Origin of the sequence: Pedobacter anseongensis, from assembly GCF_037482965.1 — a bacterium.
Lineage (GTDB): Bacteria > Bacteroidota > Bacteroidia > Sphingobacteriales > Sphingobacteriaceae > Pedobacter > Pedobacter anseongensis.
Genome location: NZ_JBBHKB010000004.1, coordinates 361,445 through 376,068, shown reverse-complemented (window position 1 = coordinate 376,068; position 14,624 = coordinate 361,445). Strand labels below are relative to the sequence as shown.

The following is a 14,624-nucleotide window of genomic DNA, read 5'->3' as shown; positions in this document are numbered from 1 at the left end:
AAATAGAGAAAATATTGTTAAATTTTATTTAACGTTAAGCGAATGTAACTTTCCTAAATCTCCAAACGGATAATCCCACTGCAGAAAGCATAAGTAACCAAACATAATCATCAATTGGACAATTAATTTCTGCCCAATCATTACTGAAAGCATCACTATATAACGTATAACTATTATTATTCCCTAACGGACCACTATTATATAGTCTGCAATTACCATCGTTACCCGTAGGCGTGTAGCCACATACATTGGTTATATTGCCTGGTGAGCGATAAAAAAAACGATTTCCCTTGGAAGTATTTGTAGTATAAAGCACACCTCCTACATAGCAACCACGGCCCAATTGAGCATGGGCTGACTCGTAAAATAAAGAAATCAGTAAAATTAAACAAACGCTAGTTTTTACCCGCTTAAAATTTCCCATAGCTATAAGAATCGTGTTTAAGGTAAGTATTTTTTTAGGATCGAAGCGTATTTATACTATCTTAATTGCAGGTGTTTACTATTAATTAAAGAACTTTAATTTCAAGTTAAAATAGCTAATTGAAGCGATACCTAAGGCTACATATAATACCTTTTCCCGTCACTTTTAATCTTACCTGCATCAAGCAAATCTCGGATTCGCTCTATTTTGTCGGTTTCATTTCCAATGCTTATGCTATTTACCAATTCATCTAAACCATATGAATGCGTTTGTAAATGTGTAGCAATTTCAAAATCGATCTTATCTTTTAGTTGTGCCAAATCCTCCATTTTTTTCTCGTGCAAACATACATCACAAACCTTGCATTTAGCTGCGCTGTTTTCGCCAAAATAATGAAGTAGTTGTTTACTTCTACACACTAAAGTAGTTGAATACGAAAGAACTGCATTAATTTGCTCTTGCTGTATTTGCTGTCTTAACTTTATATATTTCACATCAATATCTAGATGCAATTGGTCTGCTCGGGGTAAAACAAATTGTAGTTGAGGTTGATCAGTTTGGGGCAAATAGGATAAAATTTCGAATTGCTGAAGCTTATTCAAATGATCAACAACCTCGTTAAATGATAACCGTAAACGTTTTGCAAGATCAGATTCTTTTATCTTCACATAGCCGTCGAAAGCACCGCCATAAGAGCGTTGAATGGTTTTAATGATCAAATCATACCCGGCATTTTCTATCTGGAAGCGATAAACATCTTCGTGATCAGCCGTAAACATAATTCTCGATTGCAGAAAAATGTTCTCCGATAAAACTAAATATCCATCGTGCTCTAAAAATTTTAAAGCTGCCAACGTATTCATCACCTTTAAACTAAACCGTTTACAAAAATCGGCCAAATCGAATTCAAAACTTAAGCCCTCTCCTGCTCCGAATGCCAATTGAAAATAGCTTCCTAAATAATGATATGTTTTTTTTATCTCCACTATTGATGGAAAACTGTCTTTATATTTTCCTTTAAGTATTAATTGATCTGATTCATTTGCCAATAAAACGGCAAAGGCACGTTTTTCATCCCTTCCTGCCCTACCCGCTTCTTGATAATAGGCCTCTAAACTATCGGGCAAATCTAAGTGAATCACAAAACGAACATTTGGCTTATCGATACCCATCCCAAAAGCATTAGTGGCCACCATTACTCGAACCACATCTGTTTTCCAGTTTTCTTGCTTTTTAAACCTCAACTCCTTTTCTATACCGGCATGATAAAAGTCGGCCACAACCCCATTTCTCTGTAAAAAGGAGGCTATTTCTGCAGTTTCGCGCCTATTTCTTACATAGATTAACCCTGAGCCTTTAACATTTCTAACAATTTCGAGCAATTTTTTATGTTTATCTTCTACGTTTAAAACTGCATAACTCAAATTGGAGCGTTCAAAACTTTTTACAAAAACGTTTGCATTTTTAAAGGCTAGTTTAGCTTGTATATCATTTTTTACAAAAGCAGTAGCGGTAGCCGTTAAAGCAAGTATAGGTTTATCGGGATGTATTTCGCGCAAGTTTGTTAATTGTAGATAAGGGGGCCTAAAGTCGTATCCCCATTGCGAAATGCAATGGGCTTCATCTATTGCAATTAAATTCACATTCATGTACGAAATCCGCTCACGTACAATCGGCGATAATAAACGCTCAGGCGAAAGATATAAGAACTTAATGTTACCAAAAATGCAGTTATCTAATAAAATATCAATCTCCCTCTTCCCCATTCCAGCATAAATGGCAATCGCATCAATTCCTTTGGCTTTTAAATTTTCGACCTGATCTTTCATCAAAGCGATTAATGGAGAAACGACGATACAAATTCCATCCATCATTAATGCAGGAACTTGGAAACAAATTGATTTACCACCACCTGTTGGTAATAAAGCTAATGTATCGTTTCCGTTTAGTACCGATTGAATAATTTCATCTTGAAGTGGACGAAATTGATCAAATCCCCAATATTTTCTTAAAATCTCAGTTGCTGTCATAAAAGGTTGCAATCAAAACTACATCAAAATAGTCGAAAGTTGAAATAGATTGCCGTCAACCGATGCCTATCTAAAGGATGCAAATACTCATCAGATGACGGAAAATTTGTAAAGATTGCTAACTTTGAATATTACGACTATCCTTACTTCATTATATGAACCGACCATGATTAAAGAATCATTATTTAATCATGGTAAGGAACATCTGACAATTAAAAACAAAATTATAAACAGATGAAATATCTTAATTTATTAACTGTTATAGTATTAATCTCATCTAATTTAAGCGCGCAAGATAAAACCGCCTCGACGGTTAAAAAAGACCCATCCAAATGGGACGTAGAGAAATATCAAGGACCTACAAAAAATTTCACCATTACTACCGACGAGGGTACCTGGATGAATTTAGATGTTAGTCCAGACGGCACTACCATCGTTTTCGATTTATTGGGCGATATTTATACCCTTCCAATTAGTGGTGGACAAGCGAAGCTAATTAGCGGCGGTATTGCTTTTGATGTTCAGCCACGTTTTAGTCCGAATGGAAAATATATTTCTTACACTAGCGATAAAAGTGGTGGTGATAACATATGGATTATGGACCGCAACGGCGGAAACAAAAAACAGATTACAAAAGAAACCTTCAGGTTGTTAAATAATGCTACTTGGATGCCGAACAGTGAATATTTAGTTGCAAGAAAGCATTTTACCGGCACTCGCTCATTAGGTGCGGGCGAAATGTGGATGTACAGTATTTATGGTGGCGATGGCGTGCAATTAACGAAGCGAAAAAATGACCAACAAGATGCTGGAGAGCCAAATGTATCGCCTGATGGTAAATTTTTATACTTTAGCGAGGATGTTTCTCCAGGTCCAAATTTCGAATATAGCAAAGATCCAAACGGTTTAATTTATGCGATTAGGCAATTAGACTTAACTTCTGGAAAGTTAACCAATCTTATTGCTGAGCAAGGTGGGGCCGCGCGACCTCAAATATCGCCCGATGGTAAATTTATGGCCTATGTGAAGCGAGTGCGATTAAAATCGGTACTCTTCATTCAGAACTTGAAAACAGAAGAAGAATGGCCGCTCTTCGAAGATCTATCGCATGATCAGCAAGAAACTTGGGCAATTTTTGGTGTATATCCAAATTTTGCATGGACACCTGATGGCAAAAAAATTGTTTTCTATGCTGGAGGAAAAATTAAGCAAATTGATTTAAATAATCTAAATATAACCGAAATACCTTTTGAAGTAAATAGCAGTCAAACTGTTCAGGATGCCTTGCATTTTGAACACCAGGTGTACGCACCCGAATTTACTGCCAAAATGATTAGGCAATTAACAACCTCACCAGATGGCAAAATGGTAGTTTTTAATGCTGCGGGCTATTTATATAAAAAAGAACTGCCAAACGGTACTCCAGAACGACTTACAAGTGGTTTAGATTTTGAGTTCGAACCAGATTTTAGTCCAGATGGAAAATTTGTAGTGTACACCACCTGGAGTGATGAATTTAAGGGAGCAATTAAGCGAACTGAATTAAAAAATGGGAAAACGCTCGTTTTAACGGATGAAAAAGGGTATTACTACTCACCAAATTATTCGAACAAAGGTGATAAAATTGTATTTAGAAAAGGTGTAGGAAACGAAGTTTTAGGTTTAACTTATGGCAAGGGAACGGGTATATTCATCATCCCCGCTAATGGAGGTAGTAAAATATTGGTAAATGAAAATGGGATTAAGCCAATGTTTAACACAGACGATAGCCGTATTTTCTTTCAAGGCAACGAAGCTGGAAAAAAAGCGTTTAAAAGTATCGATTTAGATGGCAAGAATGAGCGTACTCATTTTACATCTCAATATAGTAATCAATTTGTTCCAAGCCCAGATGGAAAATGGATGGCCTTTACCGAATTGTTTAACGCTTACATCACTCCTTTACTAACAACAGGTTCGGCACTCGACCTTTCGGCGAATAATAAGTCCATCCCATTGGCCCGGGTAACAAAAGATGCTGGTACATTTTTACACTGGAGTGCAGATAGTAAAAAACTGTTTTGGACACTAGGAGAGCAATATTACCAACGTGAAATTAAAAATACATTTAGCTTCATTGATGGTGCACCACAAGTACTCCCAGAATTAGATACTGTTGGGATTTCCATGAATTTAAAATTAAAAGCTGATGTACCAAGTGGATTAATTGCATTAAAAGGCGCACGTTTAATTACCATGAAAGGTGATGAAGTAATTGAAGAAGGTACGATCTTAATAGAAAATAATAAAATTTTGGCGATTGGAAAAGTGGCTGATGTGGCTGTTCCAGAAAATACAAAAATTATCGACGTAACCGGTAAAACCATAATGCCAGGCATGATAGATGTGCATGCACATTTACGTACTAGTCCGGATGGAGTGAGTCCGCAGCAAGATTGGTCGTACCTAGCAAACCTATCCTTTGGCGTAACCACTGCACACGACCCATCTAGCAATACGGAAATGGTATTTAGTCAAAGCGAGATGTTAAAGGCAGGAAGGATGATTGGTCCACGGTTATATTCTACGGGCTCTATTTTATACGGGGCTGATGGCGATTTTAAAGTGGTAATTAACAGCTTACAAGATGCATTATCGCATTTAAGACGCTTAAAAGCAGTGGGTGCATTTTCGGTAAAATCATACAATCAACCTCGAAGAGAGCAACGTCAGCAGATTTTAGAAGCTGCACGACAATTAAAAATGGAGGTGGTGCCTGAGGGCGGCTCAACCTTTTTTACGAATATGAATATGGTGGCAGATGGACATACCGGGATCGAGCATAGCATTCCTGTATCACCTGTTTATAAAGATGTAGTTAACTTTTGGGCAAATACTAAGGTGGGCTATACGCCTACTTTAATTGTTGCTTATGGGGGGCAATGGGGTGAAAATTATTGGTATGACCGCACTAATGTTTGGGAAAATGAACGTTTGTTAACATTTACTCCTAGAGCTATAATTGATGCCCGTTCCAGAAGGCGCACAACTTCAGAGTATGGCGATTATAATCACATTGAAGTGTCGAAAGCCGTTAAACAGATTGCAGATGCTGGGACGAAGATAAATTTAGGTGCACATGGCCAAATTCAGGGCCTAGGAGCTCACTGGGAGCTTTGGATGATGGTTCAAGGAGGTATGAGCCCTTTACAAGCAATTCGTGCAGCAACGCTTAATGGAGCCTCTTACCTCGGAATGAATAAAGAAATAGGTTCTTTGGAAGTTGGAAAATTGGGCGATTTAATAGTTATTGATGCTAATCCACTAGACGACATACGAAATTCTGAAAAAATTAAATATGTGATGGTTAATGGCCGACTTTACGATAGTTTAACCATGAATGAAGTGGGTACTAGAGAAAAAGTACGGAGTAAATTGTGGTTTGAGTTGGATAAAGGTGTGGCTTTTTCAATACCGTATAAGTCTTCAGATACCTGGACATTTACCATACCAAATTGTGATTAAGCACCCAAATCAAGTTTTACAACACCAATAAACCAAAATTCCGTAGCGTAGTAATTGGCTTAGCATACCAAAACAATTCGAAATGTTCTAAATTAGTTTCAAAGTCTGCTTTAATTTCTTGGAAACTGTAGACCTTAGCATTTAGAACAGTTATTTTAGCTAATGTAGATACTAACCATTCTCCTTCTTGTTGGTTGGTTACAATGCGAAAGCTTTCTTTTTTACGATGAAAAGTTAAGGTAGTTTGCTGCCAAGAATTGCCCTTCTTCGACTTGGTAAAGGTTTCGACAATTGGTTTTCCGCCTAACCAAATTAACTTGGCTGTTGGTTTAGTAATGACGTTTTCTTCTTCACGTAGTGCGTTGCTGATAAAATTAGCAGGAATGGTAGTTCTTGGAATTTTAAAATCGAACCAATCTTGCAACTTATAGTCGAAACATATACCGTGCATAAAATTGAAGAGGGATTTTTTTAATCCAAAGCTAAATTTAGAATGATCGATTCCTGTTTTATCGACATAGTTAAGGTCGTTATTTGCAAAACTCCCTATCAATTCCGTTTCTTTTACTACGCCAAATTTCTCTGGGTACATACCAACCGGACTATGGGCGGTCATAGCAAATTGATGCCAAAATCCAGATTGTAAAACACCAGTTTCGAACAGCTGGCGGACCATCTCTAAGCTATCCACTGTTTCTTGGATAGTTTGTGTGGGATAGCCATACATTAAGTAGGCATGGACCATAATTCCGGCCTCAGTAAAATTTCGTGTTACTTTAGCAACTTGCTCTACCGTAACACCTTTATCAATAAGTTTTAACAATCGATCAGATGCCACTTCCAGTCCACCAGAAACAGCAATACAACCTGATTCTTTCAACAATAAGCATAAATCTTGTGTAAAGCTTTTCTCGAAACGAATATTTGTCCACCAAGTAACCACCAATTTTCTTCTCAATATCTCCAAAGCTACTTCACGCATTAATGCCGGTGGAGCCGCCTCATCCACAAAATGGAAACCATTTTGACCAGTTTTTTTAGATAAATCTTCTATTCGATCTACAATTAATTTAGCAGCAACTGGTTCATAAACCTTGATGTAATCTAGCGAGATATCGCAAAATGTACATTTTCCCCAATAACAACCATGAGCCATGGTTAGTTTATTCCAACGCCCATCACTCCACATTCGATGCATTGGATTTACGATTTCGATTACAGAAATATATTTATCTAGTGGTAAATCAGTATAATCAGGAGTTCCTACATCGGCTTGTTTATAGTCGCTTCTTATGGAATCGTTTTTATAGGTAACCTTGCCGTTTTCGAGTAAAAAAGTTCTTTTATAAAGATTAAAGTTCCCGGCGTTATTGATTGATTGGTACAACAATTCGATGGGCAATTCTCCATCGTCAAGGGTAATAAAATCGAAAAATTTAAACACTCTTTTATCAGATAAAGAACGAAGTTCGGTATTGGCGAAACCGCCGCCCATCGCTATTTTAATTTCAGGATACTGTTTTTTAACATATTGAGCACATCGAAATGCTGAATATAGATTTCCGGGAAAGGGTACAGAAATGAGCAGTAATTTAGGCTGAACCTCTGTTATTCTTTTCTCAAGTACTTCAAATAAGATCGTATCGATGTATGTAGACTGCTGATTCAGCGCTTCGTATAATTCATTAAATGAATTTGCACTTCTCCCTAAGCGTTCTGCATACCTACTAAAACCAAAATTCGAATCAATACTTTCTACAATAAAATCAGAAATATCTTCAAGATAGAGTGTTGCTAAATGTTTGGCTTTATCTTGAGTTCCCATAGTACCAAATGCCCAGTCTAACCCATTAGCAATCGGGTCTGCTAATTGAGCGAAACGAGAGGCTTCGGGTAAAAAATCTTCCGAGCAAATCTGTAAAGCTAAGGTTTGATTTTTTCCTTGCAGAAAAGAAATTACCGCATCAATGGTGGCTAGGTATTCTTGTTTTAAAGCAAAAATACGTTGTGCGTTGGGAGATAATGAACTTGTTTCATCAATTTGGGAAAACAATTTTTCCAACCCATTTTTAGAAAACAATTCCAAAATTACTTCAATCCCTAAATCTGCTTGTGTTGATGCAATATTTTTGGTATTTAGAAACCCTTTGATATATGCAGTTGCCGGATAAGGTGTATTCAGCTGAGTAAATGGAGGGGTAATAAGAAAGAGTTCTGCTCTCATAAATGTTGTGAAATTACATACCCACTAGCCCAGGCCCATTGAAAATTATATCCCCCAAGCCAGCCCGTAACATCCATGCATTCGCCACCAAAATAAAGCCCTGGTATCTTTTTACATTCTAACGTTTTAGAAGACAGCTCGTTGGTATCAATACCGCCCCGCATTACCTCTGCCTTATCGTAGCCTTTATCGCCAGCAGGCTTAACTTTGAAAAAATGTATGGTGTTATTTATTAACTCTAATTCCATTTTATTCAGATCAGCTACCTTTCTGGTTAAAGGTAGAAATTTTCCTAAGGCGTCAGTAAATTTCTTTGTATAATAACGATTTAAGAGAGTCGATAAGAGTGTTTTTCCACTCATTCTTCGCTCTGTTTCCAAATGTGATAAAATACTTTGCTTTGGTAAGAAATCAATGTTTATTTCTTCTCCCTTACGCCAATAAGAAGAAATTTGCAGTATAGCAGGTCCGCTTAACCCCCAATGCGTAAATAAAATATTTTCTTCGAACGAAATTTCAGCTGTACTTACCTCGCAAAAAACACTATTTCCCGAAAGCTCGCTATACCATACTTCCTCTTTTCCAGTAATGGTTAAGGGTACTAAGGCAGGTGCCGTTTCAATAATTTTTAAGCCTTTCTCGCGTGCAAATCGAAGCGCAAAATCGCTCGCGCCCATTTTTTGAATCGGTAAACCCCCACTAGTAATTACAAGTTTTGGAGCGGTGATAGTCTTTATTTTATCGCCTATGGCATAACTTACCTTAAAACCATCTGTTAAAGCTTCGATTGCCTTCGCATCTGCATTGCATCTAATTTCTTGCCCCATTTCTGCACAAAGTGAGGTAAAGATCTCAACTACGGCTGCGGCATTTTTCGTTTCGGGAAAAAGCTGCCCTAAGGTTTTTTCTTTTCCTATAAGGCCATACGTTTCAAAAAAATTGATGGTATCTGCTACTGTCCACTGGGTAAATGCCGATTTTATGAAATGTGGATTGGCAGAAATAAATTGTTCGTGTGTGGCCCATTGATTTGTAAAATTGCATCTCCCTCCCCCAGAAATTAAGATTTTAGCCCCAGGTTTACTGTTTTTTTCGAGTAAAATAACGCTCTTACCCAAAAATCCCGCCTGTACAGCGCACATTAAACCGCAAGCTCCGGCACCAATAATTATCGCATCTGCATCCATTGGTACAAAGTTACGTTTTAAGTTCTAAGTTGAATAACCCAATACGCATCACTTATTAATTAATACTTAAAACTCCATCGGCGTATATTTTTTATTATTTTTGCAACATAAAATGCATTCTAAATAATGGCAAAACAAATAAGTGAGTTAAAATTAGGCATATTAGGTGGCGGACAATTGGGCAGAATGCTCATTCAGGAAGCGATCAATTATAATTTAACCACCATGGTTTTAGATCCAGACCCCGACGCTCCCTGTAAATACATCGCTAATAAATTCGAATGCGGTTCGATTACTGATTTCGATACCGTGTATAATTTTGGTAAAAAGGCCGATATTATCACCATAGAAATCGAAAAAGTAAACATAGAAGCATTAGAACAATTAGAAAAAGAAGGGAAATTGGTTTTTCCACAATCTAGGGTTATTCGCTTAATTCAAGATAAAGGTATTCAGAAGCAGTTTTTTAAAGAAAACGATATCCCTACGGCTCCTTTCCAATTAGTAAACTCAAAAAATGACTTAAGTAGTGGTAATTTTGCCTTTCCTTATATTTTGAAGCAACGCAAAGACGGTTATGATGGTAAAGGAGTAATGAAAATTAATAACCTAGCTGATATTGAACATGCCTTCGAAAGTTCTTCACTAATAGAAGAATTGATAGATTTTGATAAAGAAATTGCTGTAATCGTTTCTAGAAATGCCAACGGCGACATGAAAACCTTCCCAATGGTAGAAATGGAGTTCAATGCAGAAGCCAACCTGGTGGAGTTCTTAATTTCACCATCTACCTATCCAGATGAATTGCAACACAAAGCCGAAAAAATTGCTTTTAATATAGCATCTGCTTTAAATATTACGGGCATTTTAGCCGTAGAGATGTTTGTGACCAAAGATGGTGAGATTTTAGTGAACGAGTTAGCACCAAGACCACACAATAGTGGCCATCAAACCATCGAAGGCAATTATGTATCGCAGTTTGAACAGCATTTAAGGGCAATTTTCAATTTACCTTTAGGTGATACACGGTCCATTAATAATGCGGTAATGATTAATCTTTTAGGCGAAAAAGGACATGATGGCCTAGCAAAATACGATGGTTTAGAAAAAATATTGGCTATTGATGGTGTTTATGTACATTTATATGGAAAAAAGTACACTAAACCTTTCCGCAAAATGGGTCATGTTACTATTGTCGATCAAAACCGTGAAAAAGCAATCGAGAAGGCAAGATATATACAAAAAACATTAAGAGTGGTGAGTTGAAGGAATGGAAAATGGAAGATGGAAAACCGCGAAGCGAAAAAAATAGATTATGAGTAATCAAAAAAATCCTTTAGTTGGCATTATAATGGGCAGTAAATCAGACTTGCCTGTAATGCAAGATGCTGCTGATATCTTAAAAGAATTCGGAATACCTTACGAAATTACGGTAGTTTCGGCACATCGCACTCCGGAGCGTATGTTTCGTTATGCGAAAGAAGCAGTGGATAAAGGTTTGAAAGTTATTATTGCTGGTGCTGGGGGTGCTGCTCACCTTCCTGGAATGGTGGCTTCTATCACTACCCTTCCTGTTATTGGAGTTCCTGTTAAATCGTCCAATTCTATCGATGGCTGGGATTCTATATTATCTATTCTTCAAATGCCTAATGGTATTCCTGTAGCTACTGTAGCTTTAAATGCCGCTAAAAATGCAGGTTTATTGGCTGCTCAAGTTTTAGCAACAGCTGATGAAACTTTAGTTGTAAAAATGCAGAATTATAAAGATGACTTAAGAAGGAAAGTTGAGGAAAGTGCAGAAGAAATGAGCTAACTAATTCAAACTCGGATCGCTCGGAAAATTACTGATATGGGCGTATTTCGGACCAAGGTTGATAATTGCTTCTCGCCATAATTCCTCTTCAGTTTGAGAAAAAACTAAATCTGGATGAATTTTTGAAGAAACAATCCAAGTGTTCGCTTCAATTTCTTCTTTCAATTGCTCCTTTCCCCAACCAGAGTAACCCAAAAAGAATTTCACTTCATTTTCTGAGATGCTGTTGTTATTCACCAAAATTTTGAGTGTCTCGAAATTTCCTCCCCAATAAATGCCATCCATAATTTCTTCACCACTATTTAATTTTTCATAACAACGATGTACAAAATGGATGGTATCTACTTCAACTGGTCCGCCAATAAAAATCGGATAATTAGCTTTCCATAAATCTGGCACTAAATCTTTAAGTAAAAGCGTGCTCGGTTGATTTAAGATAAAGCCTACTGTACCCTCATCAGAATGCTCAGTTAAAAGAATAACCGATCGTTTAAAATTGGGATCATTTAAAAACGGTTCAGAAATGAGAAGCATTCCAGCCGATGGTAATAGTGTACTTAACATTTGCGAAATTTAAGCAACCATGACGATATAAGCAAAATATCGTTTAGATTCTTCGCAAGCTCAGAATGACAAATTTTTAGCTTATTTTTGCATATGGAGTTTACAAAAGAAATGATACAAAACTTAAGGCAAGATTACCGTGCTGCAGAATTAACCGAAAAAGAGGCAGATAAAAACCCCATTAAACAATTCGAGAAATGGTTTAATGCAGCATTGGAAGCACAATTATATGAGCCAAACGTAATGACTTTGGCTACTGCTGATAAATCGGGGAAACCAAATGCCAGAATAGTATTGTTAAAAGGTTTTGATGAGCAAGGATTTAGTTTTTTCACTAATTACTTAAGTACAAAAGGAAAAGAACTAAAAAAGAACCCTCAAGCTTGCTTAGTCTTCTTTTGGGCCGAATTAGAGCGACAAGTACGTATAGAAGGCAAAGTAGAGAAATTAGATAAAGAAGCCTCAGAAAAATATTTTCATTCACGTCCACAAGGTAGCCAAATTGGGGCTATCGTTTCTCCACAAAGTCAGGTAATTAGCGATAGACTAAGTTTAGAAAAAAAAGTGGAAGAATTAACTTCAATTTATGAAGGCAAATTAATACCTAAACCAGCACATTGGGGTGGATACATTGTTAAACCTAGCTCGATCGAGTTTTGGCAAGGTAGAACAAGCAGACTTCACGACCGAATTAAATACGATTTGATTAATGGAAAATGGCAAATCAACAGACTGGCTCCTTAATATAAAATAACACCAAAATAAAATGAAAATAGCAGTAATTGGATCTGGAACCATGGGAAATGGAATAGCCCATACGTTTGCGCAATGTGGGTACCAGGTAAATCTCATCGATATAAGTTTAGATGCCCTTGGCAAGGCAATCGTAACTATTACCAAAAATTTAGATCGCCAAGTTGCTAAAGGTTTACTTAGCGATGCACAAAAAGAGCATGCATTAAGCAGCATCAACACCTTTACCGATTTACAAGCTGGCGTTGCCGATGCCGATCTCATTGTAGAAGCAGCCATTGAAAACTTAGAATTAAAACTTCAACTCTTCAAAGATTTAGATCAATTCGCTAAACCAGAAGCGATTTTAGCGAGTAATACGTCTTCCATTTCCATCACCAAAATAGCATCCGAAACCAAGCGTAGCAGTCAGGTTATCGGTATGCATTTTATGAATCCCGTTCCAGTAATGAAATTGGTAGAGGTAATAAGGGGTTATGCCACAAGTGACGAAACCACAAAAACCATTATGTCTCTCAGTAAAAAACTAGGGAAGATCCCGGTTGAAGTGAATGATTACCCTGGCTTTGTGGCCAATCGAATTTTGATGCCAATGATTAATGAAGCAATTTACAGTTTGTACGAAGGAGTTGCAGGGGTGAATGAGATCGATCAGGTGATGAAATTAGGCATGTCACACCCTATGGGTCCTTTACAATTAGCCGATTTTATAGGTCTTGACGTTTGCCTGGCGATATTAAAAGTTTTACAGGATGGCTTTGGCAATCAAAAATATGCCCCATGCCCACTATTGGTAAACATGGTTATAGCAGGAAAAAAAGGAATAAAATCTGGCGAGGGATTTTACAACTATGCAAATGGTGTTAAGGATGCACCCGTGTCTGATAAATTTTCTTAAAAGTAGCAAGATTTAAGTATCAAGTTTCAAGACCATATATGGAGGCAAATGTTCTAATTAGGCATTATTTTTAAAAAATTAAACTGTATTTTTGAGTATCGGATTATCAATCTCGATACTTGATGTTAGCTACCTGATACTCCCATATGAACGAAAATCTCGACCCTTCTTACGAAAACTTAAATCCTTTAGAACGTGATATTGAAAAAGTACTCCGTCCGCAGGCATTTGAAGATTTTACAGGGCAGGAAAAGATCATGGAAAACCTTAAGATCTTTGTAAGTGCTGCAAAATTGAGGGGAGAAGCATTAGATCACGTTTTGCTTCACGGCCCTCCAGGATTAGGAAAAACTACACTTTCACATATCATTGCCAACGAAATGGGAGTTGGTATTAAAGTAACGTCTGGGCCTGTGTTAGATAAACCAGGCGACTTAGCGGGCTTATTAACCAATTTAGAGGAAGGCGATATTTTATTTATTGATGAAATTCATCGGCTTAGTCCATTAGTCGAAGAGTACCTATACTCGGCTATGGAAGATTTTAAAATCGATATTATGCTCGAAAGTGGTCCAAATGCACGTTCGGTACAAATTAATCTTAATTCATTTACGTTAGTTGGGGCAACCACTCGATCGGGTTTGTTAACAGCTCCTTTACGGGCTAGATTTGGTATTAACTCACGATTGGCTTATTATGATGCAAAATTATTAACCACTATTGTGCTCCGCTCATCCGAAATCTTGAAAACACCTATTAGCGATGAAGGAGCTTATGAAATTGCAAGAAGAAGCAGAGGAACCCCACGTATCGCTAATGCATTGTTACGTAGAACAAGAGATTTTGCACAAATTAAAGGCAATGGAAACATCGATACCGAAATTGCTCGCTATGCCTTAACGGCATTAAATGTAGATGAACATGGTTTAGACGAAATGGACAATAAGATCTTGCTGGCTATTATCGATAAATTTAAAGGCGGACCAGTAGGCTTAAAAACGATAGCTACTGCCGTTGGTGAAGACGACGGAACTATTGAAGAGGTTTATGAACCTTTCTTAATTCAAGAAGGTTATTTAATGCGTACCGCGAGAGGCAGAGAGGTAACCGAAGCCGCATATAAGCATCTTGGTCGAATTAAACTAGGGGAAACAGGAAAACTATTTTAAGCTTGGTGTTTTCTACACCTCGCAGGTTGCCAACCTACGAGGTCCCTAACCTACGAGG

Annotated in this window: 11 protein-coding genes; 6 read left to right on the top strand and 5 right to left on the bottom strand. The window is 37.3% G+C overall.

Going from position 1 to position 14,624, the window contains the following annotated elements; translation table 11 throughout:
- Positions 1 to 34 precede the first annotated feature (34 nt).
- Together WG904_RS15735 and WG904_RS15730 are read right to left on the bottom strand one after the other, a co-directional pair.
- Positions 35 to 424, bottom strand: coding sequence for a hypothetical protein (locus WG904_RS15735; protein ID WP_339580293.1), 390 nt, complete (start codon positions 422 to 424; stop codon positions 35 to 37).
- 137 nt (positions 425 to 561) lie between these two features.
- Positions 562 to 2,454: a RecQ family ATP-dependent DNA helicase gene (locus tag WG904_RS15730; protein WP_339580292.1), complete on the bottom strand. Its 1,893-nt coding sequence runs from the start codon at positions 2,452 to 2,454 to the stop codon at positions 562 to 564.
- 234 nt (positions 2,455 to 2,688) lie between these two features.
- Between WG904_RS15730 and WG904_RS15725 the strand changes: the two genes are divergently transcribed.
- Positions 2,689 to 5,958, top strand: coding sequence for an amidohydrolase family protein (locus tag WG904_RS15725; RefSeq protein ID WP_339580291.1), 3,270 nt, complete (start codon positions 2,689 to 2,691; stop codon positions 5,956 to 5,958).
- 16 nt (positions 5,959 to 5,974) lie between these two features.
- Here the strand turns inward: WG904_RS15725 and WG904_RS15720 are convergent, their stop codons facing one another.
- Both WG904_RS15720 and WG904_RS15715 read right to left on the bottom strand, forming a co-directional pair.
- Entirely contained in the window at positions 5,975 to 8,182 is a 2,208-nt protein-coding gene (locus WG904_RS15720) for a B12-binding domain-containing radical SAM protein (RefSeq protein WP_339580290.1), read from the bottom strand.
- The gene (locus WG904_RS15715; protein WP_339580289.1) at positions 8,179 to 9,369 is read right to left on the bottom strand and encodes a BaiN/RdsA family NAD(P)/FAD-dependent oxidoreductase; all 1,191 of its coding nucleotides are present in this window, start codon (positions 9,367 to 9,369) and stop codon (positions 8,179 to 8,181) included. The genes WG904_RS15720 and WG904_RS15715 overlap by 4 nt, the downstream gene beginning before the upstream one ends.
- A gap of 126 nt (positions 9,370 to 9,495) precedes the next feature.
- Here WG904_RS15715 and WG904_RS15710 point away from each other — a divergent pair, with 126 nt between their 5' ends.
- Positions 9,496 to 10,635 carry a 5-(carboxyamino)imidazole ribonucleotide synthase gene (locus WG904_RS15710; protein WP_339580288.1) on the top strand — a complete coding sequence of 380 codons (1,140 nt, stop codon included), beginning with the start codon at positions 9,496 to 9,498 and terminating at the stop codon, positions 10,633 to 10,635.
- Between the two features lie 49 nt (positions 10,636 to 10,684).
- Positions 10,685 to 11,182 carry a 5-(carboxyamino)imidazole ribonucleotide mutase gene (gene purE / locus WG904_RS15705; protein ID WP_339580287.1) on the top strand — a complete coding sequence of 166 codons (498 nt, stop codon included), beginning with the start codon at positions 10,685 to 10,687 and terminating at the stop codon, positions 11,180 to 11,182.
- Here the strand turns inward: purE and WG904_RS15700 are convergent, their stop codons facing one another.
- Positions 11,183 to 11,746, bottom strand: coding sequence for a YqgE/AlgH family protein (locus WG904_RS15700; RefSeq protein WP_339580286.1), 564 nt, complete (start codon positions 11,744 to 11,746; stop codon positions 11,183 to 11,185).
- A gap of 93 nt (positions 11,747 to 11,839) precedes the next feature.
- On the opposite strand from WG904_RS15700, the gene pdxH reads away from it, so the two are divergent.
- The 3 genes from pdxH (at position 11,840) to ruvB (ending at position 14,566) form a co-directional block, all read left to right on the top strand.
- Positions 11,840 to 12,490 carry a pyridoxamine 5'-phosphate oxidase gene (pdxH, locus tag WG904_RS15695; RefSeq protein WP_339580285.1) on the top strand — a complete coding sequence of 217 codons (651 nt, stop codon included), beginning with the start codon at positions 11,840 to 11,842 and terminating at the stop codon, positions 12,488 to 12,490.
- Positions 12,491 to 12,512: 22 nt separating this feature from the next.
- On the top strand, positions 12,513 to 13,397 hold the full coding sequence (locus tag WG904_RS15690) for a 3-hydroxyacyl-CoA dehydrogenase family protein (protein ID WP_339580284.1): 885 nt from the start codon (positions 12,513 to 12,515) through the stop codon (positions 13,395 to 13,397).
- A gap of 146 nt (positions 13,398 to 13,543) precedes the next feature.
- Positions 13,544 to 14,566, top strand: a complete 1,023-nt coding sequence (ruvB, locus tag WG904_RS15685) for a Holliday junction branch migration DNA helicase RuvB (protein WP_339580283.1) — start codon at positions 13,544 to 13,546, stop codon at positions 14,564 to 14,566.
- Positions 14,567 to 14,624: the final 58 nt, after the last annotated feature.

What these genes read in the sequence shown, in the direction of transcription:
- WG904_RS15735 (WP_339580293.1), bottom strand. Translation starts at nt 424, where the DNA reads ATGGGAAATTTTAAGCGGGTAAAAACTAGCGTTTGTTTAATTTTACTG.
- WG904_RS15730 (WP_339580292.1), bottom strand. Translation starts at nt 2,454, where the DNA reads ATGACAGCAACTGAGATTTTAAGAAAATATTGGGGATTTGATCAATTT.
- WG904_RS15725 (WP_339580291.1), top strand. Translation starts at nt 2,689, where the DNA reads ATGAAATATCTTAATTTATTAACTGTTATAGTATTAATCTCATCTAAT.
- WG904_RS15720 (WP_339580290.1), bottom strand. Translation starts at nt 8,182, where the DNA reads ATGAGAGCAGAACTCTTTCTTATTACCCCTCCATTTACTCAGCTGAAT.
- WG904_RS15715 (WP_339580289.1), bottom strand. Translation starts at nt 9,369, where the DNA reads ATGGATGCAGATGCGATAATTATTGGTGCCGGAGCTTGCGGTTTAATG.
- WG904_RS15710 (WP_339580288.1), top strand. Translation starts at nt 9,496, where the DNA reads ATGGCAAAACAAATAAGTGAGTTAAAATTAGGCATATTAGGTGGCGGA.
- purE (WP_339580287.1), top strand. Translation starts at nt 10,685, where the DNA reads ATGAGTAATCAAAAAAATCCTTTAGTTGGCATTATAATGGGCAGTAAA.
- WG904_RS15700 (WP_339580286.1), bottom strand. Translation starts at nt 11,746, where the DNA reads ATGTTAAGTACACTATTACCATCGGCTGGAATGCTTCTCATTTCTGAA.
- pdxH (WP_339580285.1), top strand. Translation starts at nt 11,840, where the DNA reads ATGGAGTTTACAAAAGAAATGATACAAAACTTAAGGCAAGATTACCGT.
- WG904_RS15690 (WP_339580284.1), top strand. Translation starts at nt 12,513, where the DNA reads ATGAAAATAGCAGTAATTGGATCTGGAACCATGGGAAATGGAATAGCC.
- ruvB (WP_339580283.1), top strand. Translation starts at nt 13,544, where the DNA reads ATGAACGAAAATCTCGACCCTTCTTACGAAAACTTAAATCCTTTAGAA.